Raw genomic sequence first — 26,616 nt, forward strand, 5'->3', positions numbered from 1 at the left:
GTCTCAGCATTGGATGCGTCTGCGCGGGAAAGGTCCGCGCGAACGTGGATTAGTTCTGCTCGGCCAGTTGACGAAGGCGGTCTTGCACCGCGTCGTCGAAGATCATGTAAAGCGCTTCCACATCGGCCGGGCGCAGGCGCTTGGTCGTTTCCAGGCCGAGGATAAAGCTGATCTCCATGGCGCCCTCGCGTTCGAGGTCTTCTTTGGTGGTGGCGGCGTTCAGCGCGCGTACCAGATCGTCGATCGGCCCCTGAATGGGTTTCGGGAGCCTTAGTGCAGCAATTCGCTCTTGGGGCATTGCACAGTCCTGGGTATCGGGTGGGGCGGCGAACCGAAAGGCGGTGAGCCCTGGAGCCTGGGATAGGCGCGTATTGTGGCCGAGTTACGGCGCAGATCCCACCCGAGGAAACAAAATAGTGAACGGCCGGGAGGGAGTGAATGCCGCCGCCGATGTCGGGTAGGTATCGCTCAAGTTACAAACGAACGCGCCGACACCCTGTTCAGGAAGCCCGCACTCACTCGAACAGGGACGTGACATGTCAGCGATTTCTTCTGTTAGCCCGGCGCCATTGGCGTTGATGACCCAGCCGGTCACCAGGCCGGTCGCCAGCGTGGCGGTGAATGACACCGCCGTACCCGGTCAATCGGCGAGCTCGCCCTCGACGGTGGTCATGCTCGGTCAGGACACCGCCGTCAGCGACGCGCTGACCTACAACGTTCGCGGATTGATGCCCGATGCCATCGTGCCGCCGGCGTGGGAGTACTCGCGGCAGGATAAAGTGTCGGTCGTCATGACGGGCAATTTCGGCACCTCGGCGACTGCGGGCCGTTTCCAGGGCCTGGGCGCGACCTTGCTCAGCCAACTCGCCCAGACCGGCCAGAATATCTCCCAATCCGTGCTGCGTTCGTCTACCGGCAAAGCGCTGGAACCCTCGGAACTGGAAGCCGCGCAGAACCGGTTGCACAGCAATCCGGCCAACAGCATCAGCCTGACGCTGCAAACCGCGAGCGGCAAAGCTATCAAATTGAGCCTTTCCAGCCAGGACGATGGCCTGGCGGTGCAGGCGCAGGTCAGCGGTGGCGCACTCACGGACGAGGAAATGAGCGCACTGGGTGCCATGGCTGACGGCTTCCAGTCAGCCATTGACGGGCTCACCTCCAAGCCGCCAACGCTCAAGCTGGATGCGCTGACGCAGTTCGACGCGAAGGCTTTTGCGTCGGTGGACTTGAAAACCTCGCTCAAGCTTGAGGACGGCAGCGCCCAGACCCTTGCGCTGCACGCCGATGCCGACCGGCGTTCGGTGAGCATGAGCGGCGCGCTGGGCAATCTGGATCTGTCGGTGGACCTGAAGAACGCAGCCGTCCGCGGTGACAGCGCTCAGCAGGATAAGGCGCTTGCCGGTTACGTCAGTCAGATCGAGTCGGCCCGCAAACGCGGTGACGGTGACGCGAAGTTGCTGTCGATGTTCGAGGACGCTTTCAAGACGCTGCACAGCCATTACCCGGATACCCGGGTCTCCGCCGCCGCCCAGACCGTGAGTTCGATCGAACTGACCGACACGGATCACGGCCTGTTGACGGGCCTCGGGGACTTCACTGCATCGGTCAGCGAGAAGAGCGTGGAGGGCAACCCGGGTCGCCCGGGCGAGCTGGACACCTTCGCGTATACCTTGTCGCAGACCACGCAATCCAAAGGCCGCGATCAGCTCAACCGGACGATCGTGCAGGACCAGCAGTCGTCGCTGGTTGCCAGCTATCACAAGGCGTTGCCAGGTGCGCGCAAGCTGGAGCTGACCACCGATCCCGCGACGCAGAATTATCTGTACTACCAGATCAGCGATCAGGCCAGCAGCAAAACCAGCATCGGCTATGAAAAGGGCGCACTGGTGGATGCGACGTTGAGTCAGTCTGCGAGCCAGTCGACGCGGATCTCCAAATACGTGATGGGTCGCCTGGAGTCAGACACGCATACACCGGTTTCGCGTTCCAAATCCCAGAGCTTCCTCAGCGTGCTTCAGCAAGCGTTGCAGCAGGACAAGGAAGCCAGGCAGGGTCGAGGCGTCTCCACGTTGGACGCCACCCTGGCCAGCCTCCATGCGAAGGTGTTGCTGCAGAGCGAGCCCTCGAACCTTATGTAGGACCGCGTGCCACCTGCAATCTCCCTGACTACCAAGTGTAGGACCGGCTTCAGCCGGGAAGGCGTCGGTGGGTACACCTTTGCTGCTGCGGCGTGGCGCGATCAGTCTTCCCGGCTAAAGCCAGTCCTACAAGACCGCGTGCAGTCTGCCATTTCCCTAACCACATGCAACTCCAAGTGTGGACCGGCTTCAGCCGGGAAGGCGTCGGTGGGTACACCTGCGCTGCTGCGGCGCGGCGCAATCAGTCTTCCCGGCTAAAGCCGGTCCCACAGGGCCGCGTGCGACCCTCATGGCCAAGCCAGTCCTGGAAGGCCGCATGCAGCCTGCCGTTTCACTGACTGCATGCAACCCCAATTGTGGGACCGGCTTCAGCCGGGAAGGCGTTGGTGGGTACACCTTTGCTGCTGCGGCGTGGGGCAATCAGTCTTCCCGGCTAAAGCCAGTCCTACAAGACCGCGTGCAGGCTGCCATTTCACTGACTGCAGGCAACTCCAATTGTGGGACCGACCTCAGCCGGGAAGGCGTCGGTGGGTACACCTTCGCTGCTGCGGCGTGACGCGATCAGTCTTCCCGGCTAAAGCCAGTCCCACGGGTCCGCATGCGACCCTCATGGCCAAGCCAGTCCACAGGTCCGCGTGCGACCCTCATGGCCAAGCCATTCCTGCAAGGCCGCATGCAGCCTGCCGTTTCGCTGACTGCAGGCAACTCCCATTGTGGGACCGGCTTCAGCCGGGAAGGCGTCAGCAAGCGCGCCGTCGCTGTCTGGGGTGACGCAGCGGGTCGATGTCCGGAATCATTGCAGATCTGACATTGCCGGGCTTAGGCATGGCCTCTACACTCGCGTCAATCCACTAGATGACTGGTCTACTCAGTCATGTAGACGACCTGACGTCTTCGCCGGACCGCCGATCAAAGCGGCGTCCGGATTTCACAATATCTCGGTCGACCCCTTTTGCCGCCGCTGACCCAGTGCGCGAAACCCTTTTGACTTTTTGGAGTTACAACTTATGCCGAACCAACCTCTGCTCACCCATGTCACGCTCGGCCGCCATGTGCTGAAAAACCGTATCGCCTTCCCGCCGTTGACACGTCAACGGAGCCTGCAGCCGGGCAATATTCCGTCGGACCTCATGGCCACCTATTACCAGCAGCGCGCATCGGCCGGTTTCATGATCACCGAAGGCACGCAGATCGAGCCCCGCGGGCAGGGCTACGCCTGGACCCCGGGGATCTACACGCCGGAGCAGGTCGAAGGCTGGCGCAAGATCACCGACGCGGTGCATGCCGAAGAGGGCGTGATCTTCGCCCAGCTGTGGCACGTGGGCCGCGTTTCGCACCATGCCTTGCAGCCCGATGGCGAGGCCCCGGTTGCGCCGTCCGCCATCGCTGCGGCCAATGCCAAGGCATTCATTGAAACCGCGCCAGGTGCAGGGCAGCTGGTCGTGCCGCCGGTACCGCGCGCGCTGAGCGTCGAGGAAATCCGCGAGCTGGTGGAGCTGTACGCCCAGGCCGCCAAAAATGCGATCGAAGCGGGCTTCGACGGCGTGGAGATTCACGCGGCGAACGGTTATCTGGTCAACCAGTTCATTTCCGAGCACTCCAACCACCGTGAAGACGAATACGGCGGCTCGTTGGAAAACCGCCTGCGTTTCCTGCGCGAGATCGTCACGGCCGTGGCTGACGCCGTCGGCGGCGATCGCCTGGGGGTGCGTTTTGCGCCGCTGTTTGCCAGCACGGATGAAGAGCGGGTTTACATCGGCCTGGTGGAAAGCGATCCCCATCACACCTACCTGGAAGCCATCAAAGTCCTGGAGAACGCGGGCGTGGCCTATGTCTCCATCGCCGAAGCCGACTGGGACAATGCCCCCGAGCTGCCGGAGACCTTCCGCAGGGCCGTTCGCGAGGGCTTCAGCGGGCGCATCATCTACGCCGGTCGATACACGGCAGAGCGTGGCAATCGCCTGATCGATGCCGGCCTTGCCGACCTGATCGCGTTTGGTCGTCCTTTCATCGCCAACCCGGACTTGCCAGCGCGCATCGCCAACGGTTGGACGCTGAACCCGGTCAACCCCGCGACCCTGTACGGCGGGACGGAAGAGGGCTACACGGACTACCCGACCTACGCCGAATAAGTGAGCCTCAGCGGCAGCGCCTCCCCGGCGCTGCCCGGTTCATCAACACGCTGATGCGCTGAACGCGGCCGAACCCCTGTCCGGCGCGCTCAGCGCATGTAGGCCTCGTAAAACGCCGCCGTTGCCAGATTCTTGTCCTTGGCCTCGAACATCACGTCGAAGCGGTCCAGAAACTCGGTGACGTACAGGTTGGTCCAGCGGTTCCACATCTGCGCACTGTGGGCGTACAGCTCGCGTTTCGGGATGACCTGCAGCAGCGCATCCATTTCCAGCTTCGCATCGGCAGCAAAACCCAGCTCCTGCAAACGCTCCTGGGGCTGCGAGTAATGCATCGCCGGGCGCACGCCGCGCCAGCTCTCGACAATCCGCTGGACACGCTCCGAGTCCGGCGCGATGTAGTCGTTCTCGTTGACCCAGCAGTGATGCACATCCAGCACCACCGGGGCCAGGTCCGCCAGCCCGAGGCAATCGTCCACCCCGTAGGTTTTCTCTTCGTTTTCGAACGTGATGGTGTTGCGCGCCTCTTGCGACAGCCGTGGCCATATCGCTCGAATACCGTCGGCACCCAGGCGCCCGGCGATGTGCACGTTGCATTTGAAATCCTGAAACTGCCGCCCGTAGCCCATCATGCGGATCATGTCGGCGTGGTACTCGAACTCGGCAATGCTGTTCTCCACCACCTCGGGGCGATCGGACCCCAGCACGCAGAACTGGCCCGGGTGCATCGACAGGCGAATCCCCGCATCGCGCGCGGCGTTGCCGATGGCCGCAAACCCGCCAATCAAGACGTCCTGAACCTCGGGTTGCCGGTAAAACGCGCTGACTTTCGGGTGGCTGTAAAACGGCAGCAGATCACTGCTCAGACGCAACATGCGCAGCGCCGGCGGCAAAGTTGCCACGTAGGCGAGCAGGGCCAGTTGGGCCTTCAGGTTGTGTGAGACCACCTCGAGCAGCCGCGCCCGAGCGACTTCTACGGCCACGCTGTCCATCCAGCGCAGGGTGGTGGTACGCGGATTTAGCGCCGACTCGATCACTTTCAGCTCGGTCAGCGCCAGGCTGCGCTGCGGGTGGCGGTACTGGCATGCAAAGCCGATGCGTGCGGTAGACATGGCGTTTCCTCATCTCAAAGCAGGCTCAACGGTACTGAACCCCAAACAAACACGGCGAGCCAGGCTCGCCGTGTTTCACCAGACCGGGCCGTCAGCTGCGTGTGGCGACCTCGTCCAGATGTTCCAGTAGCGCCAGCGGGTCTTCATAGACGCGCAGCGCGCCGGCACGTTCAAGTTCGCTGGTGTCGTAGCCGCCGGACAGCAGGCCGATGCCCGTCGCCTTGCAACGGCGCGCCGCCAGCATGTCCCAGATGGCGTCACCAATGACCAGACAGTCTTCGATCTTCGCGCCGATTTTTTCAGCTGCGGTCAGGAACAGGTCCGGGTCAGGCTTGCCATGGGTGACGTCGGTGCGGGTCACCAGATTGATCTGATCGGGCTTGAGGTCCAGCGCTTTGAGGTTGATCTTCGCCGTGTCCATCTCGCCGCTGGTGGCGATGCACCACTCAAAGCCTTCTTTGGTCAGGGTTTGCAGCAACTCAACGGCGCCTGGCAGTGCAATGATCTGGTCCTGGGTTCGCTCGTAGGCCTCGGCGTGTTTTTCGCTCAGGCGTTTGGCCTGGGCTTCGCTGATCTTCATGCCCGTTTCGCGGGACAGCATCGTCAGCATCAGCCCGCCGCTCATGCCGATCTTGCGATGGATGCGCCACATGGCCAGGGGAATGTTTTCCGAATCGAGGGCTTCTTTCCAGGCGGTGACGTTCTGGTAGACGCTGTCGGTCAACGTGCCGTCCAGGTCAAACAGGAAAGAGGTTTTAGGTCGCATGGTGGGGCTCCGTGGGTACAGGTGTCATCCGCTGACAATGAACGTGAAAGTGGGCTCGCCCGGCAGTACCGGGCGGCCCGTTCGGTATGACCGGTCAGTCAATACGCGGGTGCTGTTGAACGAGGTTTTCGCGCTTGGCCTGCAGCTCGGCGATCTGTGTGTCGATGTCTTCGATCTTCTGCTCGATGTTGTCGTGATGCTCCTGCAGGAGCTCGCGTGCCTCATTAAGGTCCGAAGCGGCAGGGGCGGCGCCACGCAAAGGCTTGTTGGCGGTTTCTTTCATGGTCAGGCCGGTGATCAGGCCAATCACCGCCACGACCATCAGGTAATAGGCGGGCATATACAGATCGTTGGTGGTCTCGACCAGCCAGGCCACCGCCGTCGGCGTGATACCTGCAATCAGCACCGAGACGTTGAAGGCACTTGCCAGTGCGCTGTAACGAATGTGGGTGGGAAACATCGCCGGCAGCGTTGAAGCCATTACGCCAATGAAGAAGTTGAGGATCACCGCGATGATCAACAGGCCGGCAAAGATCAGACCCAGCTGGCCGCTGTTGATTAGCTTGAAGGCCGGAATCGACAGCAACAGCAGCGCGATACTGCCGGCAATGATGAAAGGCCGACGGCCGATCTTGTCGCTCACGAAACCAATGATTGGCTGCACGAACAGCATGCCGACCATGATCGCGACGATGATCAGCACCCCGCGATCCTCGCTGTAATGCAGGTTGTGCGAGAGGTAGCTGGGCATGTACGTCAGCAGCATGTAGTACGTGACGTTGGTGGCCGCGACCACGCCGATGCAGGTCAGCAGGCTGCGCCAGTGTTTGGTGGCCACTTCCTTGAACGACACTTTAGGGCCATGGGCCAGACCTTCGCGGTCGCCTTGCTCCAGCTTCTCGACGTGTTGTTGGAAGGCCGGTGTCTCTTCCAGCGCGTTACGCAGATAAAGCCCGACCATCCCCAGCGGCAGCGCGAGGAAGAACGGCAAGCGCCAGCCCCACTCAAGAAACTTCTCCTCACCGATCACCGAAGAAATCAGCACCACAACGCCGGCGCCCAGCACGAAGCCGGCGATCGAGCCGAAGTCGAGCCAGCTGCCGAGAAAACCGCGCTTGCGGTCAGGGGCGTATTCGGCGACGAAGATCGACGCGCCGGTGTATTCGCCACCGACCGAAAAGCCCTGGGCCATCTTCGCCAGCAGCAGCAGGATAGGCGCCCAGATGCCAATCGACTCATAAGAGGGGATAAGGCCGATGGCAAAGGTGCTCAGCGACATGATCACGATGGTGGCGGCGAGCACTTTCTGCCGTCCGTACTTGTCGCCGATGGCCCCGAAAAACACGCCGCCAATGGGGCGGATCAGGAATGGCACCGAGAAGGTCGCCAGCGCCGCAATCATCTGCACGCTGGGGTCGGCGCCGGGGAAGAAGATCTTGCCCAGTGCATAGGCCACGAAGCCGTAGACGCCGAAGTCGAACCATTCCATTGCGTTGCCCAGGGCGGCGGCGGTGATGGCCTTCCGCATCTTGGCGTCGTCGACGATAGTGATGTCTTGCAACCCGATCGGGTTGACGGTCTTCTTGCGTGATCTCATATCAATCTCGGCAGCTTGAGTGTCGTGGTGCAGAAAATCCATGCCGGTGTCCGGCACGCGAAGGCGCGGGACGCTGCATGCTGTAGTGGTGTCGGAGGGGTGTGCTGCATGAGAGCGGGCGAAGCGGCAAATAATTCATCAAAGGGGCTGGTTTTTTCGCAACACCGTGCAAATGAATGGCAAATGAACGATTTCAGCGTTCGAATGTCTTCGAAACGCTTGGATCCAATAATCTGAGTTTATTAGGTGCGGACAAACGGTAGAGTGAGCCTATTGCATTAGTGATGGCTCAATGACATATTCACTCCCGTCATCCACTTACCCCCACGTGAAAAACAATGCGCCCCTTTAAGTCACTTGTTGCAGCTTGCGTGCTGATCAGCGGGTGCAACGGAATGCCCACCGCGTTTAACCAGGATCCTGTTTTTGACCAAGCGTTTGTCGTCCACTCCGGCGCACCGTTGCCTTATCTGTTGATGGGCACCGCGATCCAGTGGAACGAAGATTACGCCGTCACCGTCAAGCACATTCCGTACATCCCGGGCGCAGTGTTTCAGGGGCAGGGCGATGTGCAGTTCTTTAAGCACAAGGCAGATCACGTGCCGATGTGGCGCTCGTACCAGCCGGGCGAAGAGCTGACTTCCGTGGGCTTCAATTCTGCTTACATGTCGGTGAAAGGCAGCGGCCATGCGCTGCCGGCCATGGTTCGTCTGGACGCCAAAGAAGGCAACGTGATGTATGGCACCCATGATGGCCCGGTGGCAAAGGGTATGTCGGGCGGTCCGGTTTTCGCGGCAGACGGCAAGGTGGTGGGGATTACCGTGGCACTGCTGACCTCCAGCGACCTGGCCAAGATCAAACGTCTGGACCTGGCCAACCAGCCACGTGTGAGCATTTTCATGCCGTACAACGAAATCAATCGCGAGTGGACCCGCTACACGGCGCAGCTCAAGCCTGCCACGCCGGCAGCGGTCCATCTGGCGACGAATTGATCAACGTTCGCGCAGGGCTTCGCGGGCTCGGTTCAGCGGTTTGATGAGGTAATCCAGCACGGTCTTCTCGCCCGTGCGGATGTCCACGGTGGCGATCATCCCGGGGACGATGGCAAAGGTTTTGCCCGCCTTGTTGCGCAGCACGTCCGAGTCCGTGCGGATGTACACGCGGTAGTAGAAAATCTCCGGTTTGACCTCGTCCTGAATCGTGTCCGGCGAAATGGTCACCACCTTGCCGTCCAGGCTGCCGTAGATGGAGTAGTCATAGGCCGTGATTTTCACTTTGGCCTGCTGCTCGGGATGAATGAACGCGATGTCACGTGGCGAGATGCGCGTCTCGATCAGCAGTTGCTCATCCAGCGGGACGATCTGCATCAGCTGGCCGTTGGGCGGCACAACCCCACCGATGGTGCTGACTTGAATGTCTTTGACGATGCCCCGCACCGGCGATCGCAGGGTCAGACGTGACAGCGAGTCACTACGGCCGCGAATCACCGCGGACAGCATCTGCGCCTCGGCATTGGCCTTGGCCAGGTCTTCGCGGGCATGCACCATGTACTCCGAGCGCGCCTCGCTGGCCTTGAGTTCAAGCTCCGACCGCTGACGGTTCAAGCGCAGGACTTCGACCCGACTCGATGCGCCGATTTTCGCCAGGTTCTCGGTGATGGCCAGCTCACTGCGCACCAGTTTCAGCGAACTCTCTATACCGGTGAGCGTCTCGCTCAGGCCCTTGCGTCGGGCGTTGAACAAGTCGGTTTCGGCGCGCCGCAGCTCGGGGTATTTATCCAGCGATGCATCGAAGGCCAGCGGTTTTTCGCTGACCTCTGCCTGCAACCGGTTGACGCTCGCCAGCGCGGCCCGGTATTTCGCTTCGCTTTCACCGACGTTGGATTCGCTCTTGACCGCATCCAGTTGCGCAAGCACCTGACCGCGCTCGACCAGGGTGCCTTCGCTGACGTTCAGCTCCTTGATGATCCCGCCCTCCATGGACTGAATCAGCTGCTCTTTGGAGGTGGGCACCACTTTACCGGTGCCGGTGGACACTTCCACCACCTGAAACCACGCCGCCCAGGCCAGAAAGCACGCCAGCATCAGCGCGCAGACCCAGATCACCCGCACGCCACCGGCGATGCTTCGTTCGTCCTGGCCGTCGAGGTAGGACACCTGATCGGCAAGCCTGGGCGTCTGCCCGGTTGTCAGTGCGTTCATGCCTTCGCTCCTTGCGGTTGCTTGAGTCGGGTGAGGGCGGCGTCGCGCTGGTCGTCGATCACCACCCGGCCGTTGTCCAGCACGATGATGCGTTCCACCAGTTGCAGGATGCTCACCCGGTGGGTGGCGACGATCAGCGTTCGGCCCTGGCACCAGGTGGACAGTTTTTCCAGCAATTGCCGCTCGGTGATGTCATCCAGCGAGGCGGTGGGTTCGTCCAGCAGCAGGATCTGCGGCTGGCGAATCAGCAGGCGCGACAGCAACAGGCTCTGGCGTTGCCCGCCGGACAACCCCAGACCACCCTCCAGAATCAGATGGTCCATGCCTTTAGGCAGTTGCCGCACGAACTCCAGCGCGCCGGTGACTGCCAGCGCGGCGATGATTTCCTGGTCGCTGGCCTGACCTGCGCCGAGGGTCAGATTGTCGCGCAGCGTGCCGTGAAACAGCCGCGCCTGTTGCGACATCAACCCGACGTCTCGGCGCAGGTCGGCCGGGTCGATGTGGGCGAGGGCGATGCCGTCCAGGCTGGTCTCGCCGGTGGCCAGGTCCATGGCGCCGGCCAGCGCCTGCAGCAGCGTGGATTTGCCGGCGCCGTTGCGACCCAGCACGGCGATGCGCTCACCGGGACGGATGGTCAGATTGATGCCACTCAGCGCAGGCGAGGCCTCTTCGCTGTATTTGAACCCGGCCTGGCGCAACACGTAATCGCCACGGATCGACGGCAAGTGCACGCGCTGGCTGCCTTCGGGGTGATCAACCGGCATCTGCATCAGGCGATTGAGCCCTTGCAATGCCACCTTGGCCTGCTGCCAGCGAGTCAGCACGTGGGTGAGTTGCGCCATCGGCGCCATCATTCGCGAGGCCAGCATCGACGCCGCCACCAGGCTGCCGGTGGTCAAATCGCCGGCGATCACCATCGGCGCGCCGAACACAATGACCACGGCAAATACGGCGCCCTGCACGTTTTGCGTCCAGGCGACCAGGCTGTTGGTCAACGAACGCAGCTTCAGGCTGCTGTCGGCCGAGGCGGCGTTGTAGTGATTCCATTGCTGCTGGAAACGCTGCTCGGCTTGCAGTGCCTTGATGTCGTCCATGCCCTGCACGGTCTCCACCAGCATGGCGTTGCGCAGCGCCGCTTCGCGCATGGAAGCATTGGCCAGCCGCGCCAGCTTGCGTTGAGCAAGGAGACCGGGCAACACCATCGCCACCAGCGCGAGCAGCGGAATCAGCACCAGCGATCCGCCGATCAGATAAAACACCAGCAGGAACAGGAAGAAGAACGGCATGTCCGCCAGTGCCGTCGCCGTGCTGGAGGTGATCAAGTCTCGTATCTGCTCCAGCTCGCGCAACTGGGAGATGAACGAGCCGGTGGATTTGGGCCGCGCGGAGTTGCGCAGTCGCAAGGCATGGCCGAACACCAGGTCTGACACGCGCAGGTCGGCACGCTTGCCCAGCACGTCGGTGATGCGCAGGCGCATGATGCGCATGACGAAATCGAATACCAGCGCCAGCATCACGCCGCCGAACAGCACGTAGAGGGTCGGCAACGACTCGGCCGGGATCACCCGGTCGTAGACCTGCATGGAGAACAGCACCCCGGCCATGCCCAGCAGGTTGGCGACCAGCGACGCCAGCATCACCTGGCCGTAAGGGCGCAAGTCGCTCAGCACGATGCGCCGGAACCAGTGCTCGTCGTAAGGTTTGATGTAGTCGTCGGTGCGCACATCGCTCAGTGGCTGAACCGGCCGCAGCACCACCGTGCGCAGCGCCTGCTCGGCCAGTACGCCGGGGTCGATGCGGCTTTGCAGCCCCTGGTCGCCGCTGTAGGCGATGCCCAGTTCGCCTTGTTCGCCAACGCTTTCGATGACACCGACCTGGCCATCGCGCATCTGCACCAGCAATGGCGTGCGCCAGCGCGACAGGCTTTTTCGGTCGTATTGGGCGAACTTGACGCTTAACCCGGCCTGGCGCGCCATGTGCCGAACCACTTCTTCAACCCGGCCTTCGCTGTGGACCGAAACCAGGCGAATGCTTTCCGGTGAAACGTCCAGGCGGTAATGCCGCGCCACCTTGAGAATGGCTTCGAGCCAGGGCGAGTAGTCGGCGCGCTCGGGGCCTGCCGATGGAGCAGCATCCTGAGGGATGACGATGGTCTCGGTCATGGCAGGATCTCCACGTGCTGGATGGTGCTGTGGTCGATGCCGAACGCACGGCGCAGGGCACCGCTGTTGTACAGGCAGTCGATTTGCAGACGGCGCAGGTCGGCCTGGGTGTTGGCCAGATCGAAGCGGGACTGATGAATTTCCTGTTCGGCGTTAAGCAGGTCGAGCAGCGGCCGCGTGCCCAGCTCCAAATACTGCCGGCCATACAACTCACGCGCCTCGGTGATGCTGGTCTGCCGCAATTCAAGGGAGCTGAGCCTGCGCGTCAGGCCAGCCGTTTGCGCCTGCGCTTCGCCCAGCCCCTGGCGGGCCTGCAAGCGTGCGGCGTCTTCGGCCGAATCAGCCGCTGTCAGCGCGTAGCCGGCGGCACGGCTGCGAGCACTGGTAGCGCCCCCTTGGTAGATCGGCACTTCCAGATTGAGGAAGATTCCGGCCTGAGTGCGATTGATGGTCGAGTTCTGGTCGTCGTAATGGTCGTCCAGGTATTGGTTGATCGACGGCTGCAACGACAGTGTCGGGTAGGCCTCGGACTTGGCTTGGGCCAGTTCGGCCTGAGCCTGATTGCGCTGGGCCGCCGCTTGCAGCACGGCGGGGAGGGCGTCGGTGATCACCGGCGCGTTGCAGGCATTGCTCATTGAAAGGCTGGAGCTGTCGCTGACCTGGGGCGGTGTCTGCCGACCGAGCAGGTTGGTCAAGGTCGACTGCCAGCGCGCATACAGCGCTTTGTACTCCTGCAACGTGGCCATCGCGCCTTCGGCCCGGGATTGCGCCTGCACCACATCGGAGCGGGTACTGGCGCCCATGTCGCTGCGTTGCCTGGCCAGCTCGACGATATCGCCGACCCCGCGAATCTGCTCGCGGGCGACGTCCACCAAACGCTGATAACGCTGGACCTCGATGTAGGCGAACGCGGTGTCGCGGCTGACCTGATCGATCGCCAGCAGGATACTCGCCTGACTGCGCGCTGCCTTGGCTCTTGCCGCCTCGACCGAGTTGGAGACCTTGCCGAAGTCATACAGCATCTGCTTGAGCGAAATGCTCACCGACTGACTGCCGGCATCGCTGCCGTAGCCGCTGGTATACCCGCCTTTGACCCCGCCGGAAATCTGCGGGTAATAACCGGCTTCGGCCACGTTGATGCCCTCGGCTTGCTGATACAGCGTGCCGATCGCTTCGCTGATGCTGGGGTGCCAGTCAACGGCGAGCCTGACTGCCTGTTCCAGGCCCAGCGTCTGGCTGTCCTCCCTGACGGCCACTGGCGCCGCGGCTGAACCCCCGCCACCGCCAGCGTTGCGACTGTTCTTGCGGCGCGGCTCGTCAGGTTTGGCCTGCAGCCGCGACGGGCTGATGCTGCGCAGGCTGGGGTCGATCTGATCGTCGGCCCACGCAGTGGAATACATCGGATGACACAGGCCGATGGTCAAGACGACCACCGGCCATTTCTTCTTGCGAACGCGCTTCACATGGCTTCCTTACTGTACGAATACAGGGCTTCCCTTTGTTCAATCAAACGACGTGAATCCCGTTCTGTACCCACAAGTGATGGGTCGGATCTTCCTGCGGCGTGTACTGGGTGTAATCGACGCCATCGGCCTGCTGCGCAGCGCCGGCGATCCATGTGTTGCTCATGTGCACGGTGTCTTCGCTGCCTCCTTTGATCAGCAACGTGTTGTTGTCGGGCGAGGTAATGGAGACCAGGTCGGCCAGGCTGATGGTCAGCGCAACCGCACTGGTGTGGTTCAAGTCCAGCACCTCGATGTTATGGATACGGCTTTGCAGATCGCCCAGATTGATGGTCGCATCGCCGCCCGCCCACAACAGCGTGTCGGTGCCGGTGCCGCCATCGACCGAGGCAAAATGCTGGTCGGCGATGATCAGCGTGTCGTTGCCGGCGCCGCCTTGCAGGGTCACTGCACCGCCGTGCGAACCGTCCAGGGTGTCATTGCCCGCCGTGCCCTGAATGAGCTCGGCGCCGTGGGCTGCAACCGCCGTCGCTGCGCTGTGGTCTTCTCCTGTCGCCGCCACCGAGAACGCGGCAAACGAGGTGCTGGCGAGGGCCCCGGCCTTATCGAGATCGATGGTCAGGGTGGCGGTGTCAGTGGTGCCGTTTGGATGCTTGAGCTGGTAGGTGAAAACATCCTCTTTGCCGATGACGGCATCCGATTGCCCTGGCGTCAGCGTGTAGGTGTAGCGGCCATCGGCCTGGACCAGCAACGAGCCGTAGGTGCCGACGATCGTGGTGCCGTTGTAGCCCGGCGTCACGTAGCTGCCTGCCGCCAGCACATTGAGCACGGTGAAGGCCGAGCCGAGTACATCGGCGCCGCCGCCCGCCGTGTCGGTGAGGAGGTTGCCGGCCACCGGGGTGTAGCTGCCGACCACGAACTGGTTGGTGAAGGTGGCGGCGTTGATCAGGCTGGTGTTGACGCTGGTCAGTAAACCCACACCGCCGGTGGCGACTTTTACCTGGTAGCTCCCCGCCGTCTGATCATCGAAACGCACGCCGTAATTACCGCCACCCAGGTTGGCCAGCGAGCCGCCGCCGTAGCTCTTCACCAGCACATACTGGTTGGTGGCGGTGTTGAGCTTGTACAAGCCGACGGTCATCGACCCGAGCAGGGCGAGCACATTGGCGGAGCTGACCACCACCGTCAGGTCGCTGACAGTCCCGGCCGCCACGCTCGTGGTCCAGGACCCGTTGCCGCCCCCCAGCAGAACACCAAAGCTGCCCAATGTGGAATTGGTGATCACCTCCTTGTTCACCAGCGTGATGTCGCTGAACGCCACATCATTGGTCGCGTCGACCAAGAAGGCCGGGCTCGCCAGATTGCTGTTGCTCCACACCTCGGTCGCCTGAGGGCTGTCGATGCGCACGTACAGGTTGGCGGTGTCGGTCAGGCCGTTCGGGTGCGCCAACTGATAGGTGAAGACATCGACCTTGCCGACGCTGCTGGCCGAGCCGTCTGCTTTGTAGCTGTAGTTGCCGCTGGCATCGATGGTCAGCGTGCCGTAAAGGCCCTGAACCGTCAGCCCGGCGGTCGCCGTGACGTAGCTGCCGTTTTTCAACACCTGCAGCACCGCGCCATTGTCAGGGCCGGTCGAGTCTCGCTGGCCGTCCACACCAACGTCGCTGATAACGTTGCCCGTCACCGGCGCGCCGGCGGTGCCGTTGAACTGGGTCAGGCTGGTGACGTCGAGCTGCAGCTGAGTGTTGACAGTAGTCGCGACCCCGATGCCGGTGCTCGACACCACTAGCCGGTAGTCACCGCTTAGCAAGTCGCCAATATTCACCCGCACACCCTGGCCGGTGAGCGCAACCAGGTCAAGCAAACCGCCGCTGCCGTTGACGTCCAGGGTGACCCAGTTGCCACTGGCATTTTTGACCTGCAGCGTATAGACCACGCCGTCCAGCAGCGATACCAGACTGTTGGTCGTCAGCGTCAGCGTCGGGTCAAGGCTGGTGCCGCTGGCGACGGTGAACACGAACGCTTTGGAAAAGCCGGCCAACAGGGTGGTGAACGAGTCTGCGTAGGTTTGCGAAGCTTTCGCCGGCGTCAGCGTGACGGTGGCGGTGGCCAGGTTATCGCTTGCCACCACCGGCGCGTTGACGTCGATATCCGGCGCGGTAACGTTGGCGGCCGCGGACAGATTGCCCTTGTTGTCGGTCAGGCTGACGAACAGGCTTTCGCCGTTGATCTGCGCAGGGGCGAGCGTGACACTGAAAGTGCCGTTCGCCCCCACGGTGCCCGTGCCGATGACCGCGCCACTGAACGACTTGATCTGCACCGTAGACCCGATTTCACCGGTGCCGGATACCGTCAAGCCATCGGCGCTTACCTGCATTGAGGACGGTGGCGCGGGCGGCGTCAGGTCTGGCGCAATGGCGCTGGCGGCCTGCGATACGTTACCGGCGGCATCGGCCTGCGTGATGCTGAGCACCTGGTTATCGATCTGCGCAGCACTCAGCGCGACCGTGAAGCTGCCGTTGGCGGCCACGGTCGTGGTGCCGAGTACAGCCCCCAACGCATTGCGCACGGTTAACGTTGAGCCGGCGACGCCTGTGCCCGACACCACGGTCCCGCCGGCATTGACGCTGACGGTCGTGGGTGCTGCCGGTGCAGTCGTGTCCGGCGCCAGCAAATTGCCGGCCACCGAAACGTTGCCAGCGGCGTCAACCTGACGGACCGTCAGCGCCTGGCCGTCCAGTTGTGCGGCAGTCAGGGTGAGGCTGAACGTCCCGCCAGCGCCCACCGTGCCGGTGCCCAACTGGGTACCGGCGGCGTTGAACACGTTAACGGTCGCGCCCGCTTCGCCGCTGCCGCTGAGCGTCAGGCCATTGGGGGCCAGAACCAGCGCGGCAGGCGCGTTGGGCGCTTGAACGTCGAGCGCCGTGACGATCGCCACGGCCGACGGGTTGTTGGCCGCATCCGTTTGCTGAACGCTCAGCACCTGGCCGTTGAGCTGCGCGCTGGCAAGCGACACGACAAAGGTGCCCGCGGCGCTGACCAGCGCAGTGCCCAGCACCACGCCGGCCGCATTGGTCACGCGCACGGTCGCGCCGGCTTCACCATTGCCGCTGACCTGCAAGCCAGCGCTGTTGAGCGCGACGTTGGTCAGGTTGGCAGGCGGGGTCGTGTCGATGGCATTGGCAGTGGCCAGCAGGGAAACGTTGCCGGCCGCGTCTCGCTGGGTGACGGTCAGCACCTGGCCATTGAGCTGCGCCGCCGAAAGGTTGGCGCTGAAGGTGCCGTCCGGCCCGACGACGGCGGTACCCAACGAGGCGCCCAACGCGTTGCGCACGGTCACGGTGGCGCCCACTTCGCCCACCCCGCTCAGCACCGTGCCCGCGCCATTGAGCACAAGCGCTGTCGGTGCATTGGGTGCGGTGATGTCGGGTGCGGTGACCGGCAGCGTGGCGGAATTCAAGTTCGCCAGGTCAGTCTGGTACGCGCCGAGTACCTGACCATTGGCCTGAGCCTGTGTCAGCGTGACGCTGAATGCACCACTGGCGTTGACCAGCGCTGTGCCCAGGATGGCGTTGGCAGCGCCGGTTATCGTCACCGTTGCCCCGGCTTCACCCCGACCGGTCACCAAAGTGCCGGTGGCGTTGACCGCAAGCTCACTCAGTGCGGCCGGCGGCGTGCTGTCGGCGGCCACCACAGCCGCTGGCAAGGACGCGCCGCCGGCGATCGAACTGGCTATCACGCCGAGGCTTTGGCCATTGGTCTGAGCCGCATTCAATGTGACGCTGAACGTGCCGCCCGCTCCGGTGGGTGCAGTGCCCAGTACCACGCCCGTTGCGCTGTAAACCGTGACAGTAGTGCCTGTCGGGGCGCTGCCGGTGACCGTCAGGCCGTCGGCACTGACCAGCAGATTGGTCGGGGCATCCGGTGGCGGGCTCACCGGCACGGTGAGGTTGGCAACCCCGGACGGGTTACCGGCGGCATCCGCCTGAGTGATCGTCAGAACGGCATTGGCGGGCACCGCAGCGTTCAGCGTGACCACAAACGTACCGTTGGCCGCGACCAGGCCATCGCCGAGGGTGACGCCACCGGAATCTTTCACAGTCACCGTCGCACCCGCTTCACCGCGTCCCGCCACATTCACGTGATCGGCGCTGATGGACAGGTTGCTGACGGCATCGGGTGCTTGAGTGTCCTTCACCGGATAAAGGAGCGGCGTAGAGGCATTGCTTTTGGCATCCGTGGCGACAACGGAAATGAGCTGGCCGTTGATTTGCGCCGGCACCAGGTTGACCGAGAACTGACCCGAGCCGTTGGTGGTGGCAGTGCCCAACACCGTGCCGGTGGCCGAGGTCACAGTCACGATGCTGTTGATCTCGGCGGTGCCTTGCAGCACGGTGCCCGCCGGGTTCAGCGAAGTGATCACTGGAAGCGCAGGCGGCGTGGAGTCGGGCGCAGTGACGGGTACTGGAGTCGAGTCGTTGTTCGCCGCATCGAGCTGCACCACCGACAGCGACTGGCCGTTGAGCTGGGCAGGCGCCAATGTCACGCTGAACGTTCCGTCTGCGCGCACGATTGCCGTGCCGAGCTGAGGCGTACCGGCCACCGAAACCCGAATGGTCGCGCCAGGCTCGCCCAGGCCGGTCAGGAGGACCCCGTCCTGGCTGACAGCAAGATTCGTCACTGCGGCCGGATCGGTCACATCGGCCACTTGATAGACCGCCGTGGCGGACGCATTCGTGGCAATGTCCGTCTGAGTCAGATTGAGACGCTCGCCGTTGAGCTGGGCGGACGTCAACGTGACGGTGAAAATACCGTCGGTACCGACCGTTGCGGAGCCAAGACTGGCACCGCTGGCACTGGTTACAGTGACCGTGGCACCGATCTCGCCTGTGCCCTTCAGCGTCAGACCGTTCGGGCTCAGCTCCGTCACCGCCGGGGCGGCCGGCGGCGTGATGTCAGGTGCCAGCACAGGCGCGCCAAGGGAGGGGTTGCCCGCCGCGTCGCGCTGAATGACCAACAGTTCCTGGCCGTTGAGTTGCGGCACCGACAGCGTTACGGCGAAGTTGCCGTTCGCCGCGACCACGCCGGTCCCCAAAAGGTTGCCTGCGCGGTCGGTCACCAGCAGGCTGGCGCCGGCCTCGCCGCGACCGCTGACAATCGCCCCTGCGGCATCCAGGCTCAGGCCGGTTGCCAGCGCCGGTGGCGTAATGTCGGGTGACGCAAGCAAGCCGGCGGCCGAGGCATTGTTGACTGCATCGGTGAGCACCACGAATACCGTCTGGCCGGCGTTTTGAGGCGGCGTCATAGTGATCTGAAACGTGCCGTCCGGGCCCACACTGCCGGTGCCGACGACGGTGCCGTTTGCCAGTGTGATACGAACATTCGCGCCCACTTCGCCACTGCCGCTGAGCTCGCTGCCTGAGGCATTGAACCGCAGATCGGTTGCGACTGCTGGCGGAGTCAGGTCGGGCGCCGTGACGGTGGCCGGTACGCTGACATTGCCGGGCGGGTCGGCCTGCTGAACACTCAGCACCTGGCTGTTGATCTGCGGCGTCGTCAGGGTGACGCTGAACGTACCGTCTGCCAGCACCAGCGTGGTCCCGAGCAGAGTGCCGCTTGCATCGCGCACAGTGACAGTGGCACCGGCCTCACCGGTACCGGTCACCACGGCGCCGGCCGGGTTGATGTTGACGTTATCCAGCTGATCCGGCGGGGTGAAGTCCGGTGTGGTCAGGCTGGCCTGCGGTGACACATTGCCAACGGCGTCGCGCTGCACCAGCGTCAGCACCTCGGCGTTGGTCAGGGCAGGCGTCAGCACCAGGGTGAACGCTCCGGTGCTGCCTACCGTCGCGGTGCCTAGCGGGAGACCCGCGCTGTTGCTGACGGTAACGATGGCGCCGGCTTCGCCGCGGCCGGTCAGTGTGGCGCCGTCGCTGGAAATGCTCAGTTGGCTCAGCGCCAGCGGCGCCGTGGTGTCAACCGACGTCAGGCTGGTGGTCTGGGAGATATTTCCGGCGGCATCGGTCAGCGTCACGGCCAGCCTTTCGCCGTTGGCTTGCGGTGTGTTGAGGGTGAACTGGAAGGTCCCGTCGATGCGCACACTGCCAGAGCCCACCAAGGCGCCGCTGGCGTTGAAGACGTTAACGGTGGCACCCGCTTCCCCGGTGCCGGAGATCACGGCGCCATCGGGCGTCACTGCCAGACCGAGCGGCGCGTCGGGTGCGAGCAGGTCTCTGGCGATCAGACTGGCGCTGGCCGACTCATTACCGGCTGCGTCGGTCTGGCTGAGGTTCAGGGATTGTCCGGCGATCTGCGCCGGGTTGATCGCCAGGGTGAAGGTGCCGTCAGCACCGACCTGGCCGGATCCGACGATCAATCCGCCAACACCGAGCACCGTTACCGTCGCACCGGCTTCACCATGACCCGTCAGAGTCAGGCCATTGGCAGTGAGCACCAGGTCGGTGAGCTGACCCGGTGCGGTGACATCGGCTGCCAGGTAAGCGGTGGCCAGCGAATTGATCCCGTCACTGGAGGTGGCAACTGCCGACAGCGACTCGCCGTTGAGCTGGGCGGCGTTAAGCTGCGCAGTGAACGTGCCGTTGCTGTTGACCAGCGCTGTACCCAGCAGCGCACCGGCGGCGTTCCGCACGCTGACCGTGCTGCCGGCAGTGGCGGTACCGGTCAGGCTCAGGCCATCGGCGCTGAGGGCCAGGTTCACCGGCGCAGGCTCGGCCAGATTGCCCGGGGCAACCACCTGGGCGAAGTCGGATGCATTGCCCGCCACGTCGGTCTGGACCACGCTCAGCGTTGTGCCCGTGCTGGCTGCCGGGTTCAGGGTCACGGAGAAGCCGCCATTGGCTGCGACGGTGCCGCTGCCGATCAGGGTGCCAGTGGCATCGCGCACCTCTACTCTGGCGCCGGCCTCACCGCTGCCGCCCAGTGTCACGCCGTCGGCACTGATGGCCAGATTGGTGGGGGCGAGCGGAGCAAGGGTGTCTGCGGCCAGATAAGGCGTCGGCACCGAGACGTTGCCGGCGGCGTCGGTGGCCGTGACGCTCAGGCTCTGGCCATTGAGCTGCGGGCTGGAAAGGGTGAGCTGGAAGGTGCCGTTTACGCTGGCAACCGCCGAACCCACTATCACCCCGGACGCATCGCGCACGGTGACGGTGCTGCCGGCTTCGGCATTGCCGGTCAGTTGCAGACCGCTGCCGCTCAGCACCAGCAAGGCCGGGCTGTCGGGTGCGGTAAGGTCCGAGGCGGTTACATTGACCGCCGTCGACACGTTGCCAGGCGGGTCTTCCTGCGTGACGGTCAGCACCTGTGCATTGATTTGCGCGGCGCTGAGCGTGACGTCGAAGGCGCCGGCGGCGTCGACACGGCCGGTGCCCAAGACGGTGCCGGCGACATTGCGAACGGTCACCAGCGCACCGGGTTCGCCTCGACCGGTCACGTTCAGCCCGTCAGCGTTCACTACCACTTGAGTCAGGGCAGCGGGCGGGCTGATGTCCGGCGCCGTGAGGTTGGCCGACGGCGACACGTTGCCGCTCGCATCGGCCTGACTGATGTCGAGGGCTTCGCCATTGCTGGGGGCGGGCGCCAGCGTCACCGTGAAGGTGCGGTCGCCGGCCACCACTGCGCTGCCGAGCAACGCGCCGCTGGCATCAAGAACCCTCACCGTCGCGCCCGGTTCGCCAAGGCCGGTCAATGTGCTGCCGTTTCCGCTGATGAGCAGACTTTGCGGCGTCGCCGGTGGTGTGGTGTCCACGGTCGTGATGCTTGCGCCAGTCGAGACGTTGCCGGCAGCGTCGGTCAGAGTTACCGAAAGCGCCTCGCCAGTGGTCACGGCGTTGGGCAACGTGACCTGGAACTGGCCGCTCTGGTTAACCAGGCCGGTGGCGAGGATGTTGCCGGCGGCATCGCGAATGGTCACGGTCGCGCCGGGCTCGCCGGCGCCATTGACCACCGTGCCCACGTTATTGATGCTCAGGCCGGTCGCCGCGTCAGGCGCCTTGAGATCCGGGGCGATGACGCTACCGGTTTGCGAGACATTGCCGGCAATGTCGGTTTGCGTGACCGTCAACGGCTGGGCGTCCAGTTGCGAAGGCGTCAGGGTAATCGCGAAGGTGCCGTTGGGTGCAACGGTCCCCAGACCGAGCACAGTGCCGCCGCTGTTGCTAATGGCGACCGTCGCGCCGGCTTCACCGCTGCCCGAGACCACGCTGCCGTCGGCGTTGATGGTGAGGCTGGCAGGCGCTTCAGGCGCGGTCAGGTCGTTGGCCACTACCAGGGCGGTGACCGAGGAGTGGCCGGTGTCGTCGGTGGCGGTGACGTGCAGGGTTTGGGCATTCAATTGCGCGAACCGCATCAGAATGCTGAAGCGTCCAAAGCTGTTGACCTTGCTGCTGCCCAGATTGAGCCCGGTACTGTCGAGCACGGTGACCGTACTGCCCGCCGTCGCGGCGCCGTTCAGGATGAAACCATCCGGACTGATGGTCATGCTGTTGGGCGTTGCCAATTCAGTGCCGTTGGGGCCGGCCAGGATAGCCGTCGAAAAATTGCCGGCGCCATCGGTGCTGATGACCTGCACGGTGGTGTTGCTCGGGACGGGTTGGGTGAGGGTGATAACGAATGCGCCATCCTGGCCCGCGGTCCCGATTCCGATCTGCTGGTTGCCCGGTCCGCGGATGGTGATGGTGGTGCCAGGCTCGCCGACGCCGGAAACCACGTCACCCTCAGGGCTGATGGCCAGATCGGTAATGGCAACCGGGTTGGTAGTGTCGGGCGCCACGACCTGTGCTGGCTGCGACAGATTCGTCCCGTCGCTCGCTACCACTTGAAGCGTCTCGCCGTTTCTCAGCGCCGTGGGGAGGGTGAAGCTGAATGTGCCATCTGGCGCGACAGTAGCGGTGCCAATCTGTGCGCCATTGGCGTCGAGCACCCTGACCGAGCTGCCGGGCACGGTAATGCCGGTCAACTCGCCATTGCCATCCAGCGTCACACCGGTTGGCGAAGGCGGCGCGGTGACATCGGGGGCCGTAACAGGAACGGCCACCGAGGGCTGGGTGCCGGCGTCTGTCTGGATCACATCAAGGCGCTGCCCGTCCAGCTGCGGCGCGTTTAACGTCACGGTAAAGCTGCCATTGCCTGCGACGGTGGCCGAACCCAGCAAAAGGCCGGCGGCGTTGCGAACCACAATCGTGTCGCCGGCGATACCGGTACCGGAGATCGTCAGACCGTCGTTGCTGATGCTGACTCCGGTTGGCGCACTCGGCACCGATGTATCCGGCGCGGTGTAGGAGGTGGCAGCAGAGGTGTTGCCTGCCAGGTCTGTCTGGGTGACCAGCAGCAGCTGCCCGTTGTCCTGGGCCGAGGTGAAGGTGAAGCTGAAACCACCGGTCGAGTCGGCGACGGCGGTGCCCAGCGGGTTACCGTTAGCATCGCGGACGGTGACAGTTGCGCCGGGCTCGGCCTGGCCGCTCAGGGTCAGGCCATCGGTGCTCAGGGTGAGCCCGGTGAGGGCGGCGGGAGGCTGGATATCTGCCGCCTGCAAGGGAACCGCCGGAGACACCAGGGTCGAGGCGTCGACTTGGGTCACGCTCAGGGCCTGGCCATTGATCTGCGGATTGGACAGGGTGATCTCAAAACGTCCATCGCTGCCCACCACGGCGCTGCCCAACGTTGCGCCGAGGGGCCCGGTGACGGTCACGGTGGCACCGCTCTGGCCGTTACCGGTGACGATCAGACCGTTCGCTGACAAATCAAGATTGGTCACGGCAGGCGGTGCACTGAGGTCCGGCGCGATAACCGGCGCGGGGGGCGATTGGTTGCCTGCGCCATCGGCCTGAGTCACCTGCAACAGTTGGCCGTCGGTTTGCGCCTGGTCCAGCGTCAGGGTAAAGCGACCATCGGGGCCAACCTGGCCTCTGCCTATGATGCTGCCGTCAGGGCCGCGTACCGTCAGGCTGGCATTGGCCTCACCGGTACCGGTCATAATCAGGCCGGTTCGATCAAGCGTCGGGGTGACCAGTGCTGCAGGCGCCTGGGTGTCAGGGGTCACAAAGCTGACGCTGGACGCCGGGCCGCCCGACGTGTCAGTGGCGCTGACCACCAACGTCTGGCCGTTATTTTGCGGGCTGCTCAGGACCACCGTGAAGCTGCCGTCCGCTGCCGCAATGGCGGTGCCGAGCACGGCCCCATTGGTCGCGCTGACGGTAATGGTCGAGCCGGCCTCGCCGACGCCGCTCAGGGTCGTGCCGCTGACGTCGATGTTGATGGCGCCCGGCTGCAACGGGCCATCCAGGTCCGGCGCGCTGACCGGGGTCACGGGCGACGGGTTGCCGGCAGCGTCGCTCAGCACCACTTGCAGGGCCTGACCATTGGTTTGCGGCGTACTCAGGGTGACAGTGAAATTGCCAGTGGCCGAGGTCACACCGGTGCCAATCACATTGCCCTGGGCATCAAGCACCGACACGCTGGCGCCCGGCTCGCCACGGCCGCTCAGCGTAAGGCCGTTGTTGGCCACGCCGAGATCGGTGGCGGCCGTCGGGCCGGTGATGTCGGGCGCAGTGACCGGCACGGTGACCGAGCTTTCGCCCAGTCCATCCACGGCGACCACGTCAACCACTTCGCCATTGGCTTGTGCGGGCACCAGCGTCACCGTGAAGCTGCCATTGCCGGCGGCGGTTGCGCTGCCGAGTAACACGCCGTTGGCGTCGCGCACCTGAATCAGCGAGCCGGCACTCGCGGTACCGGTCAGCTGCGCTCCATCGGCACTGATGGCCAATGCGGAAGGTGTCGCAGGACCGTTCGCATCGGGTGCTGTAACCACCAGCACGGGCGAGACCAGCCCGACACCATCGGTCTGGGTAATTTGCAGCTGATTACCGGCGCTGGCGGCTGGGAAGAGGGTGGTTTCAAACGTGCCATTGGCACCGACAACCGCCGTGCCCAATGGTGCACCGGCGGCACTGACGATCGAAACGGTCGCACCGATCTCGCCTTTGCCGGAAATTTGCGTACCGTCTGCGCTGATCACCACATCGCGCACCTGCGTCGGCGCAGTGGTGTCGGACGCGGTCAGCTCTGCCGACGCCGAGTTGCCCGCCGCATCCGTCGCGCTGATGTTGAGTTTTTCGCCGTTGCGCTGCGCGGCGTCCAACAGGACGCTGAAGCTACCGTCCAGCTCGACACGCGTTGCGCCAATCACCCGACCTGATGCATCACGCACCAGCACTCGCGAGCCTGCCTCCGCCCGGCCGGTGAGGGTCAAGCCGTCTGCCGACAATACAAACGCCGAGGGTGCCAATGGAGGCGTAGTATCCGGCGCCGGCACAGGCACGTTGCCTGACGTATTGCCTGCAGCGTCGGTGAGGGTGAGCTGAAGCACCTGACCGGCGTTTTGCGCCACGCTCAGGTTGACGTTGAACAGGCCGTCGGTGCCGACGACTGCGGTCCCCAATACGTTGCCATTGATGTCGATGACGCTCGCCGTGCTGCCGGGTTCGCCGCGTCCGCTGACAATAAGCCCGTTGCCGCTGATGGCAATATCGGTAGGTGCGTCCGGCGCAGTAACGTCGCCGCCGGGCGGGGTGACATTGATGTCCGGCGCCACCGCCTGTGCAGGCACCGATACGTTGCCGGCGGCATCGACTGCGTTGACGGTCAGCGACTGGCCGTCAGTTTGCGGAGGGTTCAGACCCAGGCTGAATGTGGCGTCGGCGCCGACGACAGCGCTGCCCAGCAAGGTGCCATCGGCGGCACGCACTTGAATGGTTGCGCCCACTTCGCCCGAGCCGCTCAGCCGGATGCCGTCGGCACTGACTGCGAGATTACCCGGGGCGTCTGGCGGCGTGGTATCGGCGGGTGGCGTGACGTCGAGGTCCGGCGCCAGTGCCTGCGCCGGTACGGACACATTGCCCGCAGCGTCGATCGCGTTGACGGTCAACGATTGGCCGTCAGTCTGCGCAGGATTGAGCCCGACGCTAAAGGTCCCGTCCGCGCCGACGATGCCACTGCCCAACAAGGTGCCGTCGGCCGCACGCACCTGAACGGTCGCGCCGACTTCGCCTGAGCCGGTCAGGACAGTGCCGCCTGGGTTGACTGCAAGGTTGGTTGGAGCAGCGGGAGGCGTAGTGTCTGCGCCGGGCGGCGTACCGCCACCGGGCTGGCCATCGTCGACAACCGGCGTCGTAGTCTGAGCAGGAGGCGATACGTTGCCGGCAGCATCGATTGCGCTGACCTGCAATGGCTGGCCGCTGGTTTGTGGCGGACTGAGCGTGAGGCTGAAGTTGCCGTCCGGCCCGGTGACTCCGCTGCCCAGCAGGACGCCGCTATTGTTGCGTACCTGAATGGTCGAGCCAGCTTCGCTGGTGCCGGTCAGGAGGGAGCCGTCAGCGCTGACCAGGAGATTGCCCGGTGCGACGGGGGCCGAAGTGTCGGCCGGACTGCTGCCGCCACCACCGCCCCCGCCACCGCCTCCAGCTACCCCGCCTGCTGCAGCGGCACCGCCGGCACCGAGCAGGCCGAGGCCGGCAAACGCCCAGGTCGGCGTCGCGCCGCTGACTACGCCCGCGTCTGCGATGAGTGTGTCCAGCGAATTGACTTCATCAAATGTGAAACCGTTAAAGGACTGGGCATCGTATTGGGCCTGCCAAAGGGTGCCATCCTCACCCTGAAAAACCATGTCGCTGTTGACGCCGTCCGCGGTCGCATTAAAAAAATTGGCAACTTTGATCTGTTCGCCATTTTTCAGATTCACCACAAGTTCCTGGCCATTGCGGCTCACTGAAGCGACTTGACTGGGGGGAACGGGCATTTGAACAACGGAGGGCGTGTCGAGGGACAGATTCCCCCAGGTCTTTGCGGTAAGTTCGGAGGTTGCTTTATTGGCTACAACGATATTGTCCATGTGACAGTCCCTTTCTTCGCTTTTAGCACTACAACAACGCGGTGAGTGGCGTGTCATACCAGCCGCCTGACTTCGGCTTCCCAGTCAGGTGCATTTCGTTCTTATGAGTGGAAGCCGTTTGCCATTAATTTAGATTGGATC

General features: G+C 63.9%; 11 protein-coding genes. 3 read left to right on the plus strand and 8 right to left on the minus strand.

Annotation, left to right across the window (positions count from 1 at the left end):
• Positions 1-49: 49 nt before the first annotated feature.
• Entirely contained in the window at positions 50-298 is a 249-nt protein-coding gene (locus LT42_RS03315; RefSeq protein ID WP_037009936.1) for a hypothetical protein, read from the minus strand.
• Positions 299-536: 238 nt separating this feature from the next.
• Here LT42_RS03315 and LT42_RS03320 point away from each other — a divergent pair, with 238 nt between their 5' ends.
• Both LT42_RS03320 and LT42_RS03325 read left to right on the plus strand, forming a co-directional pair.
• Entirely contained in the window at positions 537-2,138 is a 1,602-nt protein-coding gene (locus LT42_RS03320) for a hypothetical protein (protein ID WP_037009940.1), read from the plus strand.
• 1,007 nt (positions 2,139-3,145) lie between these two features.
• Entirely contained in the window at positions 3,146-4,270 is a 1,125-nt protein-coding gene (locus LT42_RS03325; protein ID WP_037009943.1) for an alkene reductase, read from the plus strand.
• An 89-nt stretch (positions 4,271-4,359) separates the two neighbouring features.
• Here the strand turns inward: LT42_RS03325 and LT42_RS03330 are convergent, their stop codons facing one another.
• The 3 genes from LT42_RS03330 to proP form a co-directional block, all read right to left on the minus strand.
• Positions 4,360-5,379 (minus strand): UV damage endonuclease UvsE, encoded by a 1,020-nt coding sequence (locus LT42_RS03330; protein WP_037009945.1) that lies wholly within the window; start codon positions 5,377-5,379, stop codon positions 4,360-4,362.
• Between the two features lie 91 nt (positions 5,380-5,470).
• The gene (locus LT42_RS03335; protein WP_037009947.1) at positions 5,471-6,145 is read right to left on the minus strand and encodes an HAD family hydrolase; all 675 of its coding nucleotides are present in this window, start codon (positions 6,143-6,145) and stop codon (positions 5,471-5,473) included.
• 94 nt (positions 6,146-6,239) lie between these two features.
• Positions 6,240-7,742: a glycine betaine/L-proline transporter ProP gene (gene proP, locus LT42_RS03340; RefSeq protein WP_037012863.1), complete on the minus strand. Its 1,503-nt coding sequence runs from the start codon at positions 7,740-7,742 to the stop codon at positions 6,240-6,242.
• A gap of 395 nt (positions 7,743-8,137) precedes the next feature.
• Between proP and LT42_RS03345 the strand changes: the two genes are divergently transcribed.
• Positions 8,138-8,734 (plus strand): trypsin-like peptidase domain-containing protein, encoded by a 597-nt coding sequence (locus LT42_RS03345; protein WP_037009949.1) that lies wholly within the window; start codon positions 8,138-8,140, stop codon positions 8,732-8,734.
• On the opposite strand, the gene LT42_RS03350 is transcribed toward LT42_RS03345, so the two are convergent.
• From LT42_RS03350 to LT42_RS03365, 4 genes are all read right to left on the minus strand, one after another.
• Positions 8,735-9,943 carry a beta-barrel domain-containing protein gene (locus LT42_RS03350; protein WP_052075018.1) on the minus strand — a complete coding sequence of 403 codons (1,209 nt, stop codon included), beginning with the start codon at positions 9,941-9,943 and terminating at the stop codon, positions 8,735-8,737.
• Entirely contained in the window at positions 9,940-12,105 is a 2,166-nt protein-coding gene (locus LT42_RS03355) for a type I secretion system permease/ATPase (protein ID WP_037009950.1), read from the minus strand. The genes LT42_RS03350 and LT42_RS03355 overlap by 4 nt, the downstream gene beginning before the upstream one ends.
• Positions 12,102-13,505: a TolC family outer membrane protein gene (locus LT42_RS03360; protein ID WP_052075245.1), complete on the minus strand. Its 1,404-nt coding sequence runs from the start codon at positions 13,503-13,505 to the stop codon at positions 12,102-12,104. The genes LT42_RS03355 and LT42_RS03360 overlap by 4 nt, the downstream gene beginning before the upstream one ends.
• 106 nt (positions 13,506-13,611) lie before the next feature.
• Positions 13,612-26,532: a BapA/Bap/LapF family large adhesin gene (locus tag LT42_RS03365; RefSeq protein WP_152597579.1), complete on the minus strand. Its 12,921-nt coding sequence runs from the start codon at positions 26,530-26,532 to the stop codon at positions 13,612-13,614.
• Positions 26,533-26,616: the final 84 nt, after the last annotated feature.

Origin of the sequence: Pseudomonas lutea (genome assembly GCF_000759445.1) — a bacterium.
In the GTDB taxonomy this organism is placed as follows: domain Bacteria; phylum Pseudomonadota; class Gammaproteobacteria; order Pseudomonadales; family Pseudomonadaceae; genus Aquipseudomonas; species Aquipseudomonas lutea.